Source organism: Amycolatopsis sp. NPDC049688, assembly GCF_040674975.1.
In the GTDB taxonomy this organism is placed as follows: Bacteria; Actinomycetota; Actinomycetes; order Mycobacteriales; family Pseudonocardiaceae; genus Amycolatopsis.
In genome coordinates this window covers 173,310-188,122 of the sequence record NZ_JBFANY010000013.1, presented here as the reverse complement: position 1 = coordinate 188,122, position 14,813 = coordinate 173,310, and the positions used below count along the sequence as shown (strand labels likewise).

Sequence of the window (14,813 nt, the reverse complement as noted above, 5' to 3'; positions counted from 1 at the left end):
CTCCCGGACGGCGTCAGTCGCGCTCGATGAGGTGGCCCACCACGTCCGGGCCCGGGTGGGCGTGGCCCGAGCCGTCGCGGCGGACGTCGATCTCCGGGAGCTCCACCGGGTCGCCGTTGCGCGCCGCGCCGGCCGGACGCGGGCCGATCCACGCCACCCGCAGCGCCGTCTCGCCCTTGAGGAACCGCTGGGCCCGGACACCGCCCGTGGCGCGGCCCTTCGCCGGGTACTCGCTGAACGGGGTCACCTTCACGCTCTGGCCCGTCGACGTGATCACCAGGGGCTCGCCGTGCTCGTCGTCGTCCGTGCGGACCGCGCCGAAGAACACCACCGACCCCGATCCCACGTTCATCCCCGCCATGCCGCCGCCCTTGAGGCCCTGCGGGCGGACCAGGGACGCCGCGTACTTCAGCAGCGACGCCTCCGACGACACGAACGCCAGCGTCTCCGAACCGTCCGTCAGCCAGGTCGCGCCGACGACTTCGTCGCCGTCCTTGAGGCTGATCACCTCGAATTCGTCCGACCGGACCGGCCACTCCGGCGCGCAGATCTTCACCACGCCGGCCCGGGTGCCGAGCGCCAGACCCGGGGAGCCCGCCGCCTGCTCGCCCAGTGGCGCGATCCCGACGACCGTTTCGCCCTTCTCCAGCGGCACCAGTTCCTTCGCCGCCATGCCACCGCGAAGCGAGACCGTGCCGGCCTGCTCGGGCAGGACCGGCAGCGGCAGCACGTCCGTCTTGAACGCCCGGCCGCGGCTGGTCACCAGCAGTACCTGGCCGCGCGCTGTCGTGTGGACCAGGGCCGCCACCGCGTCGTGCTTCACGCGGCCGTTGCGGCGCCGCGTCTCCGTCGACTCCTCGGACTCCGCCGCCGTGCGGGCCACCAGCCCGGTCGCCGAGAGGATCACCTGGCAGGGATCGTCCTCGACTTCCAGGGGGCCCGACGGCTTCGACGCGGCCAGGACCTCCTTCAGGTCGCCGTCGATCAGCGCGGTGCGGCGCTCGGTCGGGAAGTCCTTCGCGATCTTCGCCAGCTCCGCCGAGACGAGCTTCTTCAGCACCGATTCGTCGTCGAGGATCTTGGTCAGCTCCGCGATCTCCTCGCGCAGCCGCTCCTGCTCCGCCTCGAGTTCGAGGCGGTCGTACTTGGTCAGCCGGCGCAGCGGGGTGTCCAGGATGTACGTCGCCTGGATCTCCGACAGCTTGAAGCGCGTCATCAGGCCGTCCTTCGCCGCCTGCGCGTTCTCGCTTTCGCGGATCAACCGGATGACCTTGTCGATGTTCAGCAGTGCGATCAGCAGACCGTCGACCAGGTGCAGCCGCTCTTCGCGCTTGCGGCGGCGGTACTTGGTCCGCCGCGTGACGACGTCGTAGCGGTGCCGGAGGAAGACCTCGAGCAGCTCCTTGAGGCCCAGGGTCTGCGGCTGGCCGTCGACGAGCACCAGGTTGTTGATGCCGAACGACTGCTCCAGCGGCGTGAGCCGGTAGAGGTCGGCCAGCAGCGCCTGCGGGTTGACGCCGACCTTGCACTCGATGACCAGGCGCGTGCCGTTCTCGCGGTCGGTGAGGTCCTTGACGTCGGCGATGCCGGTGAGCCGCTTGGACTTGTTCACCTCGTCGGTGATCTTCTCGATCACCTTCTCCGGTCCGACGCCGTAGGGCAGCTCGGTGACGGTGATCGCCTGCCGCCCGCGGCTGCCTTCAAGGGGTCCGGTCTCGCAGTTCGCGCGCATCCGGACCACGCCGCGGCCGGTCTCGTACGCGCGGCGCACCTCGTCGAGGCCGAGCAGGCTGCCGCCGGTGGGCAGGTCGGGGCCGGGGACGAACTCCATGAGTTTGTCGAGCGTGGCGGACGGGTGGGTGATCAGCCACCGCGCCGCGGCGATGACCTCGCCGAGGTTGTGCGGGATCATGTTGGTCGCCATCCCGACCGCGATCCCGGAGGTGCCGTTGACCAGCAGGTTCGGGAACGCGGCGGGGAGGACGGAGGGCTCTTCGAGCGAGCCGTCGTAGTTCGGGCGGAAGTCGACGGTGTCCTCGCCGAGCTCGCCGACGAGCTGCATGGCTTCGGGGGACATGCGAGCTTCCGTATAACGGCTGGCGGCCGGGCCGTCGTCCGGGCTGCCGAAGTTGCCGTGCCCGTCGATCAGCGGGACGTTCAGCGAGAAGTCTTGGGCCAGGCGGACCATCGCGTCGTAGATCGCGACGTCGCCGTGCGGGTGGTACTTGCCCATGACGTCGCCGACCACGCGGGACGACTTCACGTACGCGTGCGTCGGGCGGTAGCCGTTCTCGTTCATCGAGTACAGGATCCGGCGGTGGACCGGCTTGAGCCCGTCGCGGGCGTCCGGGAGGGCGCGGGAGTGGATGACCGAGTACGCGTACTCCAGGTACGAGTCTTCGATCTCGGTCTTCAGCGAGTTGTCGAAGACGTGCGCACCGGGGGAGTCGAACGCGCTGGGATCGACCTTGGTGGTGGTGCCCTTGCGGCGTGCCACGGCAGAACTCCTTGGTAGCTCAGAAAAACTCAGGCGTCGATGGCTTCGCGGTCGACCCGGTCGGACGAGGCGACCAGCCAGTTCCGCCGGGGCTCGACCTTCTCGCCCATCAGCAGTTCCAGCGCCGCCTCCGCGGCTTCGGCGTCGTCCATGGTGATGCGGCGCACCGAGCGGGTCGCCGGGTTCATCGTGGTCTCCCACAGCTCGTCGGCGTCCATCTCGCCGAGGCCCTTGAACCGCGGCACCGGCGTGACGATGCTCTTGCCCGCCTTCTCCAGCTCGGCGAACTTCTGCTCCATCTCGCGCTGGGTGAAGGTGAAGTGCGTTTCCGGGTTGCGGCCCTTCGTGACGAGCTTGTGCAGCGGCGGCATCGCCGCGTACAGCCGGCCGTCCTCGATCACCGGGCGCATGTACTTCGCGAACAGCGTGATCAGCAGCGTGCGGATGTGGGAGCCGTCGACATCGGCGTCCGCCATCAGGATGACCCGGCCGTAGCGCATGGTCGTCAGGTCGAACGTGCGCCCGGTGCCCGCGCCGAGCACCTGGACGATCGACGCGATCTCGGCGTTCTTCAGCGTGTCGCCCAGCGACGCCTTCTGGACGTTCAGGATCTTGCCCCGCAGCGGCAGCAGCGCCTGGTACTCCGACACGCGCGCCATCCGCGCCGACCCCAGCGCGCTGTCACCCTCGACGAGGAACAGTTCGCTGCGGGAGACGCCGGTGGTGCGGCAGTCGACCAGCTTCGGCGGCATCGCCGCGCCTTCGAGGGCGGTCTTACGCCGGGCGGCGTCCTTCTGCTGCTTCTGGGTGAGCCGGACGCGGGAGGCGTCGACCACCTTCTGCAGCACGACCTTGGCCTCGGACTTCGTCTTGCGATCCTCGGTCCACGCCTTGACGTGCTTGTCGACGATGCCCTGCAGCACGCGGGTGATCCCGGCGGTGGACAGCTCGTCCTTGGTCTGCGAGGTGAACTGCGGCTCCGGCAGCCGGACGTGCACCACGGCCGTCATGCCCTCGAGGACGTCCTCCAGGGTCGGCATGTCCTCCTTGGGCTTGAGCAGCCCGCGGGTCTTGGAGATGGCCTCCTGCAACGCCTTCGTCACCGCGCGGTCGAAGCCGCGGCGGTGGGTGCCGCCGTGGACGTTGCGGATCGTGTTGGTGAAGCACTCGACCGTGCGCTCGTAGCCGGTGCCCCAGCGCAGCGCCACCTCGATCTCGGCGTGACGCTCCACATTGGACTGCATGACGCCGGCGGCGTCGGCCGCGTTCTCCTTGTACGTGCCTTCGCCGGTGATCAGCAGCGTGCCGCAGACCGGCTTCTCGCCGGACGGGGTGAGGAAGTCGACCATGTCGACCAGGCCGTGCGGGAAGTGGAACGTCTCTTCGTTGATCGTGTCTTCGATCGCGGTGCGCAGCACGTACGTGACGCCCGGGACGAGGAACGCGGTGTTGCGCAGCTTCGCCCGGACGCCTTCGACGTCGAGGGCCGCGCCGGACTCGAAGTAGCGCGCGTCGTACCAGTAGCGGATGGACGTGCCGCTGCGCTCGCCGCGCTTCATCTTGCCGACGACGTTCAGCCCGGACCGGCGGGTGAACTTCGCCTTCGGGCCGGGCGCGTCGAACGTGCCGGGGACGCCGTGCTTGAACGACATCTGGTGGACCTTGCCGTCCTGCTTCACCGTGACGTCGAAGCGGTGCGACAGCGCGTTGACCGCCGAAGCGCCGACGCCGTGCAGGCCGCCGGAGGTCTTGTAGCCGGAGCCGCCGAACTTGCCGCCGGCGTGCAGCCGGGTCAGCACCAGTTCGACGCCGGACAAACCGGACTTGGCGTGGGTGCCGGTCGGGATGCCGCGGCCGTCGTCGTCCACCTGGACGCTGCCGTCGGCGTGCAGCGTGACGACGATCTTCGTCGCGTACCCCGCGACACCCTCGTCCGTGGAGTTGTCCACCACCTCCGAGAAGAGGTGGTTGATGCCCCGGCTGTCGGTGGAGCCGATGTACATCCCGGGTCGTTTGCGGACGGCTTCGAGACCCTCGAGATGCGTCAGGTCGTCGGCCCCGTACAAGGTCTCGGCAGTCACAGGGTCGTTCTCCCGGATCGTGGCTCGCGAAAGTGCTGGTGGTGGTGCGGACTCGCCTGCACCGTAGTGCAGGATATCCGCCCACCCCGACAGTTTCCGCGCGCTGTCCTCCCCGGAGTGGCGTGCGCCGCCCCCTAGCGGGGGTCGTAGCCCAGGTCGGGCCACAGGCCGAGCAGGGCTTCGATCTTCCGCGGGACCTGGAAACTGTTCCGGAAGTTCGGCTTCTCGCCGATCGCGGCGAGAGCCTTGCGGAGGTCGCCGAAGGCCGGCCGGGCGGCCGACTGCCGGGTCAGGACGTAGCAGTACGTGCGCCGCGGGTAGGCGAACTCGTCGACGTGCGCCTGCAGGACCAGGCCGGGCGCCTCGATCCGGGACCCGACGAGCGGACGGCCCTGCTTCTGGCTGTAGACGGGGATCACGTGCACACCCGAGCGCAGCGTGCGCGGCGGGTCCTGGCCCTGGCCGTCGTCGGCCCAGAGCAGCTCGACCCGGAACGGGGATTCGCCGTTTTCGCCGGGGTGGTTGTACTCGCGGGCCAGCTCTTCGAGCCGGTACTCGGCTTCGGCGGACGGTTCGCCGCCTTCGACGAGGCTGACCAGGTACAGCTCGGCCGGGCGCGGCCAGGACGGCCGGGGCACGTCGGTGGCTTCCGGCTCGGCCGCCACCGGTTCCGGGGTGGCGGCGGTCTCCGTGGCGGTGACCGGGGCCGGGGTTTCGGGCTGTTCCGGGACGGCGAGCTGCGCCGGGGCCTCGGCCGGGACGTCCGCGACGGCCGGGCGCACCGCGGGAGGCGGCGGCGTGGGCGCCGGGCGGACCGGCGAGGGCGGCGGTGTCGCGGGCCGGACCGGGGACGGCGGCGGCGTCGCGGCCGCGGGCCGGACCGGGGTCGCCGGGCGGCTGGTCACCACCGGCCGCGCGGGCGCGGCGGCGGGCCGGGCGGGCGCCGGGGCGCGGGCCGTGACCGGTTTGCCGGCGCCGTACTGCTCCAGCAGCGGCTCCAGGTCACCGGCGGTCAGCGACGGGCCCGCGAGGTCGCACCACTCGAGCCAGGCTTCCTGGGCCTCCTCGACGGTCTGCCGCTCGTGGGACAGCGTGACCGCCTCGAACAGCTGCCGCGGGCCGGCCGCGGTGACGTCCGCCGAGCCGACGACCACGAACGACGGGTCGTCCTCGGCGATCACCAGCTTCGCGTTCAGGCCGCGCAGCGAGTGCACGATCACGCCGGCCTTCACCCAGTGCAGCAGCGCGTGCGGGCTCGTCGCCCCGGACAGCACGGTGTCCAGGCTCGCGTCCGTGATCAGTGTGTCGCCGGGTTCCAGTGGCAGCAGTGCGGCCGCGCCGGGACCGACGTGGCCGAAGGCGGCCACCAGGTTCCGGCGCGGGGCGAGCAGGGGGGTGATCGAGGCCCAGATGTCGCGGCCCGAGAGGAGTCGTACCGAACGTTCTGCCAGACCCAGCCGAGCGAGCTCCGCGTCCATGCCCCTGACCTTACTGGGTGCCCTCCGGGGCCGTGTCGGCCGGAATATCTCTTGCTTGGAAGTAGTTGAACGCGCATGTAAGATGGTGCTCGCGAAGGGAGCAGGTCATGCAGTTCGGAATCTTCACGGTGGGCGACGTCACGACCGATCCCACCGACGGCAGCACGCCGACGGAACACGAGCGGATCAAGGCGATGGTCCGGATCGCGCTCAAGGCCGAAGAGGTCGGCCTCGACGTCTTCGCGACCGGCGAGCACCACAACCCGCCGTTCGTCCCGTCGTCGCCCACGACGATGCTCGGGTACATCGCGGCGCAGACGTCGAAGCTGATCCTGTCGACGTCGACGACCCTGATCACCACGAACGACCCGGTGAAGATCGCCGAGGACTTCGCGATGCTGCAGCACCTCGCCGACGGCCGCGTCGACCTGATGATGGGCCGCGGCAACACCGGCCCGGTCTACCCGTGGTTCGGCCAGGACATCCGCCAGGGCATCCCGCTGGCCATCGAGAACTACGCGCTGCTGCGCAGGCTGTGGCGCGAGGACGTGGTGGACTGGGAAGGCAAGTTCCGCACGCCGCTGCAGGGCTTCACCTCGACCCCGCGGCCCCTGGACGGCGTCCCGCCGTTCGTCTGGCACGGCTCCATCCGCAGCCCGGAGATCGCCGAGCAGGCCGCGTACTACGGCGACGGCTTCTTCGCCAACCACATCTTCTGGCCCAAGGAGCACTTCCAGCAGCTGATCTCGTTCTACCGGCAGCGCTTCGAGCACTACGGCCACGGCTCCGCCGACCAGGCGATCGTCGGCCTCGGCGGCCAGGCGTTCATCCGGCCGAAGTCGCAGGACGCGTGGAACGAGTTCCGGCCGTACTTCGACAACGCGCCGGTGTACGGGCACGGCCCGTCGCTGGAGGAGTTCACCGACCAGACGCCGCTGACCGTCGGCAGCCCGCAGGAGGTCATCGACAAGACGCTGACCTTCCGCGAGCACTTCGGCGACTACCAGCGCCAGCTGTTCCTGATGGACCACGCGGGCCTGCCGCTGAAGACGGTGCTGGAGCAGCTCGACCTGCTCGGTGAGCAGGTGATCCCGGTGCTGCGCAAGGAACTCGACGCGATGCGGCCGGCCCACGTGCCGGACGCGCCGACCCACGAATCCCTGAAGGCCGCTCTGGTGGAGGCGACGGTATGAAGCTGGCAGTGGTGACAGCGGGGTTGTCGGTGCCTTCGTCGACCCGTCTGCTGGCCGATCGCCTGGCCGCGGCGACCGTCGCTGCGGCCGGGGAACCGGTCGAAGTCTCCGTGGTGGAACTGCGGGACATCGCCTTGGACATCACGAAGAACCTGCTGACCGGCTTCCCGAGCCCGGAGCTGCGCTCGGCCATCCGGACGGTGACGGGCGCGGACGCGCTGATCGCGGTGACCCCGGTGTTCACGGCCGGTTACAGCGGGCTGTTCAAGTCCTTCTTCGACGTCCTCGACACGGATTCCCTGGTGGGCAAGCCCGTGCTGCTGGCTGCGACCGGCGGTACCGAGCGGCATTCGCTGGTGCTCGACTACCAGCTGCGGCCGTTGTTCGGGTACCTGAAGGCGGATCCGGCCGCGACGGGTGTGTACGCGGCTTCGTCCGACTGGGGCAGTGGTGAAGCGTCGGGGGCGTTGCAGCGGCGGATCGAGAAGGCCGGGGCCGAGCTGGCTTCGGCGGCCGAGGGCCGGGTGGCGCCTGCGGGGGAGCCGGCTTTCGTCCCCTTCGAACAGCTGCTGGCGCAGTAGCCGCCCGTCAGCGGTAGTGGACGCGGTCCCGCAGATGGGTGAACGCCGCACCGAAAGGTGCCGAAAGTAGGGGGTGGTGATCGCCGTCCGGCAGCGGCCGCCGAGGGTGTCCGCCGCCTACTTTCCCCTTCATGACCAGGCTTTTCCTCCTGCTCGCGGCCCTGCTGCTCGCCACTGCGACCCCCGCGGGCGCGGCGGTCCCGCGGGACGTCGACGGCTACGTCCGCGCCTACCTCGACCACACCGGCCTGCCCGGGGCGGCGGTCGCCGTCACCCGCGGCACCGACATCGTCCACGTGGCCGGCTACGGCCACGACGCGGCGGGCACGCCGGTCGGCGCGTCGACCCGGCTGCCGATCGGGTCGCTGAGCAAGTCCATGACCGCGTTCGCCGTGCTGCAGCTGGCCGAGGCCGGGCGGGTCGGGCTCGACGAGCCCGTGACGCGCTACCTGCCGGAGTTCCGGCTCGCCGATCCCCGCGGCGGCCGGATCACCGTCCGGATGCTGCTGGACCAGACGTCCGGGATGGCCGACTCGGCGTTCCCCGACCTGAAGCTGGCGCAGCCGCGCACGCTCGCCGAGGCCGTCACGCGGCTGGCGGAGGCCGGGCTCGCCGACGAGCCGGGCACGGCGTTCCACTACCACAACCCGAACTACGAGGTGGCGGCCCGGATCGTCGAGGTGGTGGCCGGGCAGCCGTTCGCGGACTACCTGAGCGGGCACGTCTTCCGGCCGCTCGGCATGACCGCCAGCACCTCGGTGGACACCCCGCCGGCCGGCACCGAGGGGTACGTCCGGGCCTTCGGGATCGAGGTCCCGGTGTCCGAACCGGACTGGTTCACCGGCGGCAGTCACGGCGTGCTCAGCACGGCGGCCGACCTCGCCCGCTGGCTGATCGCGCAGCAGAACGGCGGTGGGGTGGTCTCGCCGGCGGCCGCCGCGCTGGCCCACACGCCCGCGCCCGGGCGTGACTACGCGCTGGGCTGGAGCATCCGCGACGGCCGTGTCGCGCACACCGGCGACTGGTTTTCCCACACGGCCGCGCAGGTGCTGCTGCCCGGCGGATACGGCATCGCCGTGGTGGCGAACACCGGGATGGCGCTGGACAACGAGGCGGAGCTGCTGGCCCAGGGCCTGGCGAGCCTGCTGGAAGGTGGCACGCCGGGGCCGGCGCTGCCCGCCGGGGTGGTCGCGGACCGGGTGCTCGGCGCGCTGGCGCTGGCCGCGGTGGCCTTGGCGGTGCTCGGCGTGCGCCGGGCGCGGAAGCGGCACTGGTGGCGGGTCGTGCCGCCGCTGCTGCCGCTCGTCCCGCTGGTGTTCCTGCCGCAGCTGCTCGGGTGGGTATTCGCCGGGCGGCGGGGTACCTACGCCCAGGTGCTGTACGTCTGGCCGGGGCTCGTGGTCACGCTCGGCGTGGTCACGCTGGCCGGCCTGGTCGTGGCCGCGGCCAGGGTGCGGGCCCTCGTGAGTGGCAGGCGAGGCCGGCACCGGGAAGAATCGGGCGAAACGAGGGGAGACGACCGGTGGGCCTCGGCAAACAGGCGAAGCGGATCCTGATCACGGTGGCCGGTGCCATCCTGCTGGTGGTCGGGGTGCTGCTGCTCGTCCTGCCCGGCCCCGGGCTGCTGCTGGTGCTCGCCGGCTTGCTGCTGCTGGCGTCGGAGTTCCCGGCGCTCGAGAAGTACGTCGACCCGGTACGCGACCGCGCGATGAAGGCGGCCGAGGAGAGCGTGTCGTCTCCGCTGCGCATCGCCGGATCGGTGCTGGCCGGGCTGGCCCTGCTGGCGGCGGGGATCGTCTGGGGCACGGTGAAGTCCCTGCCGTTCAGCGGCTGGAGCACCGGGTCGAGCCTGATCCTGTCGTCGGTGATCCTGTTCGCGCTGCTGGGGTGGAGCTACCGCCGGGTCAAGGCGCGCCGGAAGACCGGGACGAAGGCTTCCGGCCAGCCACACTAGACAGCGGTGACGGCCACCACGGCTGCCTGCCGCGGTGGCCGTCACCGGGGATCAGACCGCCAACGCCGTGCCGCGGGCCGACGCGCCCGAGTTCACGTACACGTAGAAACTCGTGCCCGTCTCGTCCGACTTCGTGCCCGCCGTGTTCGTGCTCCACGCCCGCAGCTGGACGTACGAGCCGCTCTGCCGGTCCGCCGGCACGTCGAAGCCGAACGTCGCCGTGCCGTCCGGGCCCGGGGCCAGCGTGGTCTGCGGGCCGGAGTCCACCTGGTAGCCGTAGCTCGCCAGGTTCGCCTGGACCGGTGCCAGGGTGCACTGGATGTGCTGCCCCGGCGACACCGACCAGCCCGTCGCGTCACACGTCAGGCGCGGGGACGAGTACGCCACGTAGAACGTGTAGCCGCCGTCCTCGGACACCGTGCCGTCGGCGAACGTCGTCGTCACGCGGATGCTGTTGATGTAGCTCTGCGTCGGGGTGAACACCACGCTCGCCGTGCCGTCCGGGCCCGCCGGCACCGTGCCGTGCACGCCGCCGCCGAAGTCGTACGTGTAGCTTGCCGCACCCGGGACCGGCGAGGAGAACACGAACGTGCCCGGGACACCCACCGCGCCGCTGGTCTGGCCCTCCGGGTACTCCGCGCTCGTCACGTTCGGCTTGTTCGAGGCGACCGAGACGTTCAGGCCGCCCCAGCCGGACCGCACTCCCGTCGCGGTCGTCGTGTAGCCGTAGAACGAACCCCAGAACGAGGCCGACGGCGTGACCGTGACGGTGGCCGTGCCGTCCGCGTCGAGCGGCACCGTGATCAGGTCCTCCTGGTTCCAGTGGTAGGTGAACGAGACCGAGCCGGGCAGCACCGCGTGCACCCGGAACTGCGCCGGCAGGCCCTGCGTCGGGTTCGCGGTGAGCGACTCGACCTCGGGCTCGCCGGGCTCGCTGACCACCGAGGTGGAGTGCTCCGCGGTCAGGTACCCGGTCGCGAGCCGCGCCCGCACCGCCACCTGGAGGTAGGTGAGCTGCGGGTCGGACGGCGTGACCGTCACCGTCGCCGTCCCGTCCGGGCCGGCCGCCACGGTCTCGTCCGGCTGGTTGGTCAGGTGGTAGACGTACCCGGTCACCGGAGTGGTGCCGTACGGCGTGAAGGTGCACGTCCGCGTCACGCCGACGTAGTCGTCGTACGGCGTGCAGGTCACGCCCGGCTGGTTGCTCGCGACCCAGAACCGGTAGTAGGCGGTCGGTCCCTGGTTGCCCGCCGCGTCGACGGCCGCCGCGCTGAGGTTCGCCGGGCCACTCCAGTCCGGTGCGTACCGGACGGTCGCCTTGCCGCCGCGGTGGTCGGCGGCCGCGTAGCCGCCGTCCCACCGGAAGCCGACGACGTCGGTGTCACCCTTGGCGTCGAAGACGAACGTCCCCGGCACGCCGGTGCCGCCGGACCCGGGCGGCGCTTCGGCGTGGTAGTCGGGGGAGGTGATCACCGGTGCCGCCGCGGGCGGGGTGAAGTCCGTGGTGAACTTGCAGGTCGCGCTCCACGGCCCGGTGACACCGCTGTCGTCCTTGCCCCGCACCTGCCAGGCGTAGGTGACGCCTTCGCTGACGAGCGACGTGATCTCGGCCGACGTCCGGCCGGAGCCGCCCAGGGTGGTGCGCTGGTCGGGGTGCTCGGCCGGCCAGAACGCGAACTCCGTGCCGGGGTAGTCGTCGTCCGGGTCCGTGACGTCGCTGCCCAGCACCACCTGGCGGGAGACCACGAGCGGCTTCGCCGTGCACGGCTGGTAGGTGACGCTCAGCCCGGTCGGCTTGGCCGGCGGCCGGTCGTAGTTGAGGAAGAGCTTCGCCTTCGGGTCGTACTCGCGGCCGAACTTCGGGTCACCCTGCTGGTTTTCGGGCAGCCGCAGGACGAACGTCGCCGTCGTGCGCCCGGCGTCGAGCGCGTTCTGGATCGCCGCGGTGGCCGTCCAGGTCAGCCGGTCCGACGGGCACGACGAGTCGAGGTACGGGCCGTTGACCTTGAGCAGCTCGGCCGGCTGGGTGTTCCACGTCGGCTTCTTCGCCGGAGCGGTCAGCCAGAGCTCCGTCGAGCGCGCGTTGGAGCAGTCGGTGACGGCGGTCTCGCCGGTGCTCACGTACGCCGACTGCAAGCGGTTGCCGCGGACCGCCGAGAGGTCGAAGGTGACGTAGGACTTGGACACGTGGTTCGTGCCGCCGGCGTAGGTGTGCGCGCCGACCGGCGCGTCCCCGCCCTGGTCGACGAAGCTGGCCTTCGGCGCGGCCGAGTCGATGTAGGCCCATGTGGAGGCCGCGACCTCGGTGGTCGATTCCGCCGCGGCCGGGGCCGCGGTGAGGACCGCGGTGCCGGTCGCGACCACCGCCGTGACGAGTGTGAAAACGCCCGCTCTCGCGGGCAGCTTGGATCTTCCGGAGCCCAAAACGGCTCACCCCCTGTGCGTGTGCACCCGATGACCGTGGAGTACGGCCATACCGCTATCGCACACGCACAGGGGGCGTTACCGGTTGCCTGCCTTACTTACCGCTGGTGAAAAGGGCATTCACCTCCGAATCGGACAATGCCCGGTCGTAGACGTGCACCTGGTCGACGGCCCCGTTCAGGAAGTCGACCGGGCCGCCGCCGTACTTGCCGCGGCCGATCACCGTGTGCCCGGTGGACGCTTCGCCAAGGCAGACGCTCTTCGTGGCGGCCAGCTGACCGTCCACATAGAGCTTGAGCGTGCCCGCGGCCGCGTCGCGGACGCCGACCACGTGGTACCAGCGGTTCGCCTCCGGTGCCGTGGGCGCCAGGGCCCGCGTGCCCACGAAGCTCATCGCGAGCCGGTGGTCCGCACCCGAGTACTGCAGGAAGAACGCGCTGTTGCTGTCGCCGTCCTGGCTCACCACGGTCTGGAAGCCGTCGCCGACGGCGTTGAACTTCACCCACGCCGCCGCGCTGTAGCTGCCTTCGGTGTTCAGCAGCGCCGCACCGGTGTCGGCGAACTGGCCGGAACCGTTGGTGGCCAACGCCGAACCGCTCTTGCCCGCGGTCCACGACGCGCCGCCGACGAGGGTGGCGTCGTGGCTGCCGGCGACGTCCTTCGCCACCGTGCCCGCGTTTTCGTCGAACGGGTACGCGGCGATGCCGTCGATCCCGGGCGTTCCGGCGGGCACGGACGGACCCGACACCGGGGCGCCGGTGGCGCCCTTGATCACCGCGAGGTTCGCCGCGCGGACCGCCGCGAAGTCCATCTTCTTCACCTGCCGGTCGTAGGTGAAGAAGCCGTTGACCTCCTTCTCGACGTCGGTGGTCTGCGTGTAGACACCCGCCGACACCCCGCACCGCTGGGCGACCAGCAGCAGGCGCTGCTGCAGCTCGCCGTAGCGCCGGGTCAGGGTCGCGCTGTCGGGCTCCATTTCGTACGCGAAGCTGCCCGCCGGATCGAACTCGTGCCCGGCGACCTTCAGGCCGAGGCCGCCGTACTCGCCGTCGACGGCCGCGCGCGTGCCGCTCTGCGCCGGCGTGCCCGGGCCGGTGTAGGTGTGGTCGTCGTAGATGTCACCGCGGCCGCTGTCCGGTTCGGACCGGCAGCAGTTGACCCCGGATTCGGCGTTCACCAGCCGCGAGGGGTCCCAGGACTTGACCTCGTCGGCGATGCGGCCGACCTCGTAGTCGCCCCAGCCTTCGTTGAACGGCACCCACGTGACGATCGACGGGAAGCTGCGGTGCTGGTCGATCATCCGGTGCATCTCGGACTCGAAGTTGACGCGCGAAGCCGCGGACGGCTCGACGTCGTCCTTCATCGCCGGCATGTCCTGCCAGACCAGGAGCCCGAGCTTGTCGGCGTAGTAGTACCAGCGGTCCGGCTCGACCTTGATGTGCTTGCGCACCATGTTGAAACCGAGCGCCTTCTCCTGCTCCAGGTCGAACTTCAGGGCCGCGTCGGTCGGCGCGGTGTAGATGCCGTCCGGCCAGAAACCCTGGTCGAGCGGGCCGACCTGCATGACGAACTTGCCGTTCAGGAGCATTCGCTGCTTGCCGTCGGCGGTCTTGCCGACGCCGATCGTGCGCAGCCCGAAGTACGAGCCGACCTCGTCGCCGCCCGAGAGCTTCACCCGCAGTTCGTAGAGGAACGGGTCGTCCGGCGACCACAGGTGCGGCCGGTCCACCTTGAGCTTCAACGGCTTGTTCGCGTCGCCGGACACGCGCCCGACCGGGCGGCCGTGGTCGTAGGCGACGGCTTCGACGCGCTGCTTCACCGGGCCGCCGACGACCGCGTTCACCGTCACCGAACCGAGGTCCGGCGTGAGGTCGAGGCGGTCGATGCGCGAGGACGCCACCGGCTCCAGCCAGACGGTCTGCCAGATGCCCGACGACGGCGTGTAGAAGATGCCGTCACCGGGTTGACGCTGCTTGCCGATCGGCTGCCCGCCCTGGTCGTTCGGGTCGGCGACGCCGACGACGACCTCCTGGGTCCGGCCCGTGGTCAGCGCGTCGGTGACGTCCACGGACCAGGCGTCGTAGCCGCCGGTGTGGTGGCCGACGGTCTTGCCGTTGACGATCACCGTCGCGTCGTAGTCGACGGCCTGGAAGTGCAGCAGCAGCCGCTGCCCGCCCTTGCCGACCTGCCAGTTCTTCGGGACCTCGAAGGTGCGGCGGTACCACATGTTCGTTTCGTGGCGCATGATCCCGGACAGCGCGGACTCGACCGGGTAGGGGACGAGAATGCGCTCTCCCAGTGTCTTGCCGACCGGCGCGGCCTCACCCGGCGTCGCCTTGGCGAACTCCCAGACGCCGTTGAGGTTCTGCCACTTGTCGCGGGTCAGCTGCGGTCTCGGGTAGTCCGGCAGGGCGTTGGCGGGGGACACGTCCTTGGTCCACGGCGTGGACAGCGGCGGGGTGAGCCGCTGCCACTGCGGTTCGGCGGCGCTCGCCGCCGGTGCGGTGCCGAGGCCGGCGACCGCGACCGCGAACGCGGCGGCCGCGGTGAGCCATCTCCGGCCGTTTCGGGCAGGGTGCAGCATCGTTGAACCTCCTGGTGAGGG

Annotated in this window: 9 protein-coding genes; 4 read left to right on the top strand and 5 right to left on the bottom strand. The window is 70.9% G+C overall.

The genetic code is table 11. The annotated features are described in order from the left end of the window. Window positions 1–13: 13 nt before the first annotated feature. From AB0J55_RS33235 to AB0J55_RS33225, 3 genes are all read right to left on the bottom strand, one after another. Window positions 14–2,497 (bottom strand): DNA topoisomerase (ATP-hydrolyzing), encoded by a 2,484-nt coding sequence (locus tag AB0J55_RS33235; RefSeq protein ID WP_364257545.1) that lies wholly within the window; start codon window positions 2,495–2,497, stop codon window positions 14–16. A gap of 29 nt (window positions 2,498–2,526) precedes the next feature. Further along, on the bottom strand, window positions 2,527–4,578 hold the full coding sequence (locus AB0J55_RS33230; RefSeq protein ID WP_364257543.1) for a DNA topoisomerase IV subunit B: 2,052 nt from the start codon (window positions 4,576–4,578) through the stop codon (window positions 2,527–2,529). A 134-nt stretch (window positions 4,579–4,712) separates the two neighbouring features. Further along, window positions 4,713–6,056, bottom strand: a complete 1,344-nt coding sequence (locus AB0J55_RS33225; RefSeq protein ID WP_364257540.1) for a hypothetical protein — start codon at window positions 6,054–6,056, stop codon at window positions 4,713–4,715. Between the two features lie 107 nt (window positions 6,057–6,163). Between AB0J55_RS33225 and AB0J55_RS33220 the strand changes: the two genes are divergently transcribed. From AB0J55_RS33220 to AB0J55_RS33205, 4 genes are all read left to right on the top strand, one after another. After that, window positions 6,164–7,249 carry an LLM class flavin-dependent oxidoreductase gene (locus AB0J55_RS33220; protein ID WP_364257537.1) on the top strand — a complete coding sequence of 362 codons (1,086 nt, stop codon included), beginning with the start codon at window positions 6,164–6,166 and terminating at the stop codon, window positions 7,247–7,249. Further along, entirely contained in the window at window positions 7,246–7,830 is a 585-nt protein-coding gene (locus AB0J55_RS33215) for an FMN reductase (RefSeq protein WP_364257534.1), read from the top strand. Before AB0J55_RS33220 ends, AB0J55_RS33215 begins: the two co-directional genes overlap by 4 nt. Before the next feature lie 131 nt (window positions 7,831–7,961). Continuing rightward, window positions 7,962–9,386: a serine hydrolase domain-containing protein gene (locus tag AB0J55_RS33210; protein ID WP_364257531.1), complete on the top strand. Its 1,425-nt coding sequence runs from the start codon at window positions 7,962–7,964 to the stop codon at window positions 9,384–9,386. Beyond that, on the top strand, window positions 9,353–9,784 hold the full coding sequence (locus AB0J55_RS33205; RefSeq protein WP_364257528.1) for a PGPGW domain-containing protein: 432 nt from the start codon (window positions 9,353–9,355) through the stop codon (window positions 9,782–9,784). The genes AB0J55_RS33210 and AB0J55_RS33205 overlap by 34 nt, the downstream gene beginning before the upstream one ends. A 51-nt stretch (window positions 9,785–9,835) precedes the next feature. Here AB0J55_RS33205 and AB0J55_RS33200 read toward each other — a convergent pair whose 3' ends face one another. Then, window positions 9,836–12,148: a hypothetical protein gene (locus AB0J55_RS33200; protein WP_364257525.1), complete on the bottom strand. Its 2,313-nt coding sequence runs from the start codon at window positions 12,146–12,148 to the stop codon at window positions 9,836–9,838. Window positions 12,149–12,302: 154 nt separating this feature from the next. After that, window positions 12,303–14,792, bottom strand: coding sequence for a LamG-like jellyroll fold domain-containing protein (locus AB0J55_RS33195; protein WP_364257522.1), 2,490 nt, complete (start codon window positions 14,790–14,792; stop codon window positions 12,303–12,305). Window positions 14,793–14,813 lie beyond the last annotated feature (21 nt).

Excerpts from the sequence above, each read along its gene's own strand:
- AB0J55_RS33225 (WP_364257540.1), bottom strand. The coding sequence starts at position 6,056 with ATGGACGCGGAGCTCGCTCGGCTGGGTCTGGCAGAACGTTCGGTACGA.
- AB0J55_RS33220 (WP_364257537.1), top strand. The coding sequence starts at position 6,164 with ATGCAGTTCGGAATCTTCACGGTGGGCGACGTCACGACCGATCCCACC.
- AB0J55_RS33215 (WP_364257534.1), top strand. The coding sequence starts at position 7,246 with ATGAAGCTGGCAGTGGTGACAGCGGGGTTGTCGGTGCCTTCGTCGACC.
- AB0J55_RS33210 (WP_364257531.1), top strand. The coding sequence starts at position 7,962 with ATGACCAGGCTTTTCCTCCTGCTCGCGGCCCTGCTGCTCGCCACTGCG.
- AB0J55_RS33195 (WP_364257522.1), bottom strand. The coding sequence starts at position 14,792 with ATGCTGCACCCTGCCCGAAACGGCCGGAGATGGCTCACCGCGGCCGCC.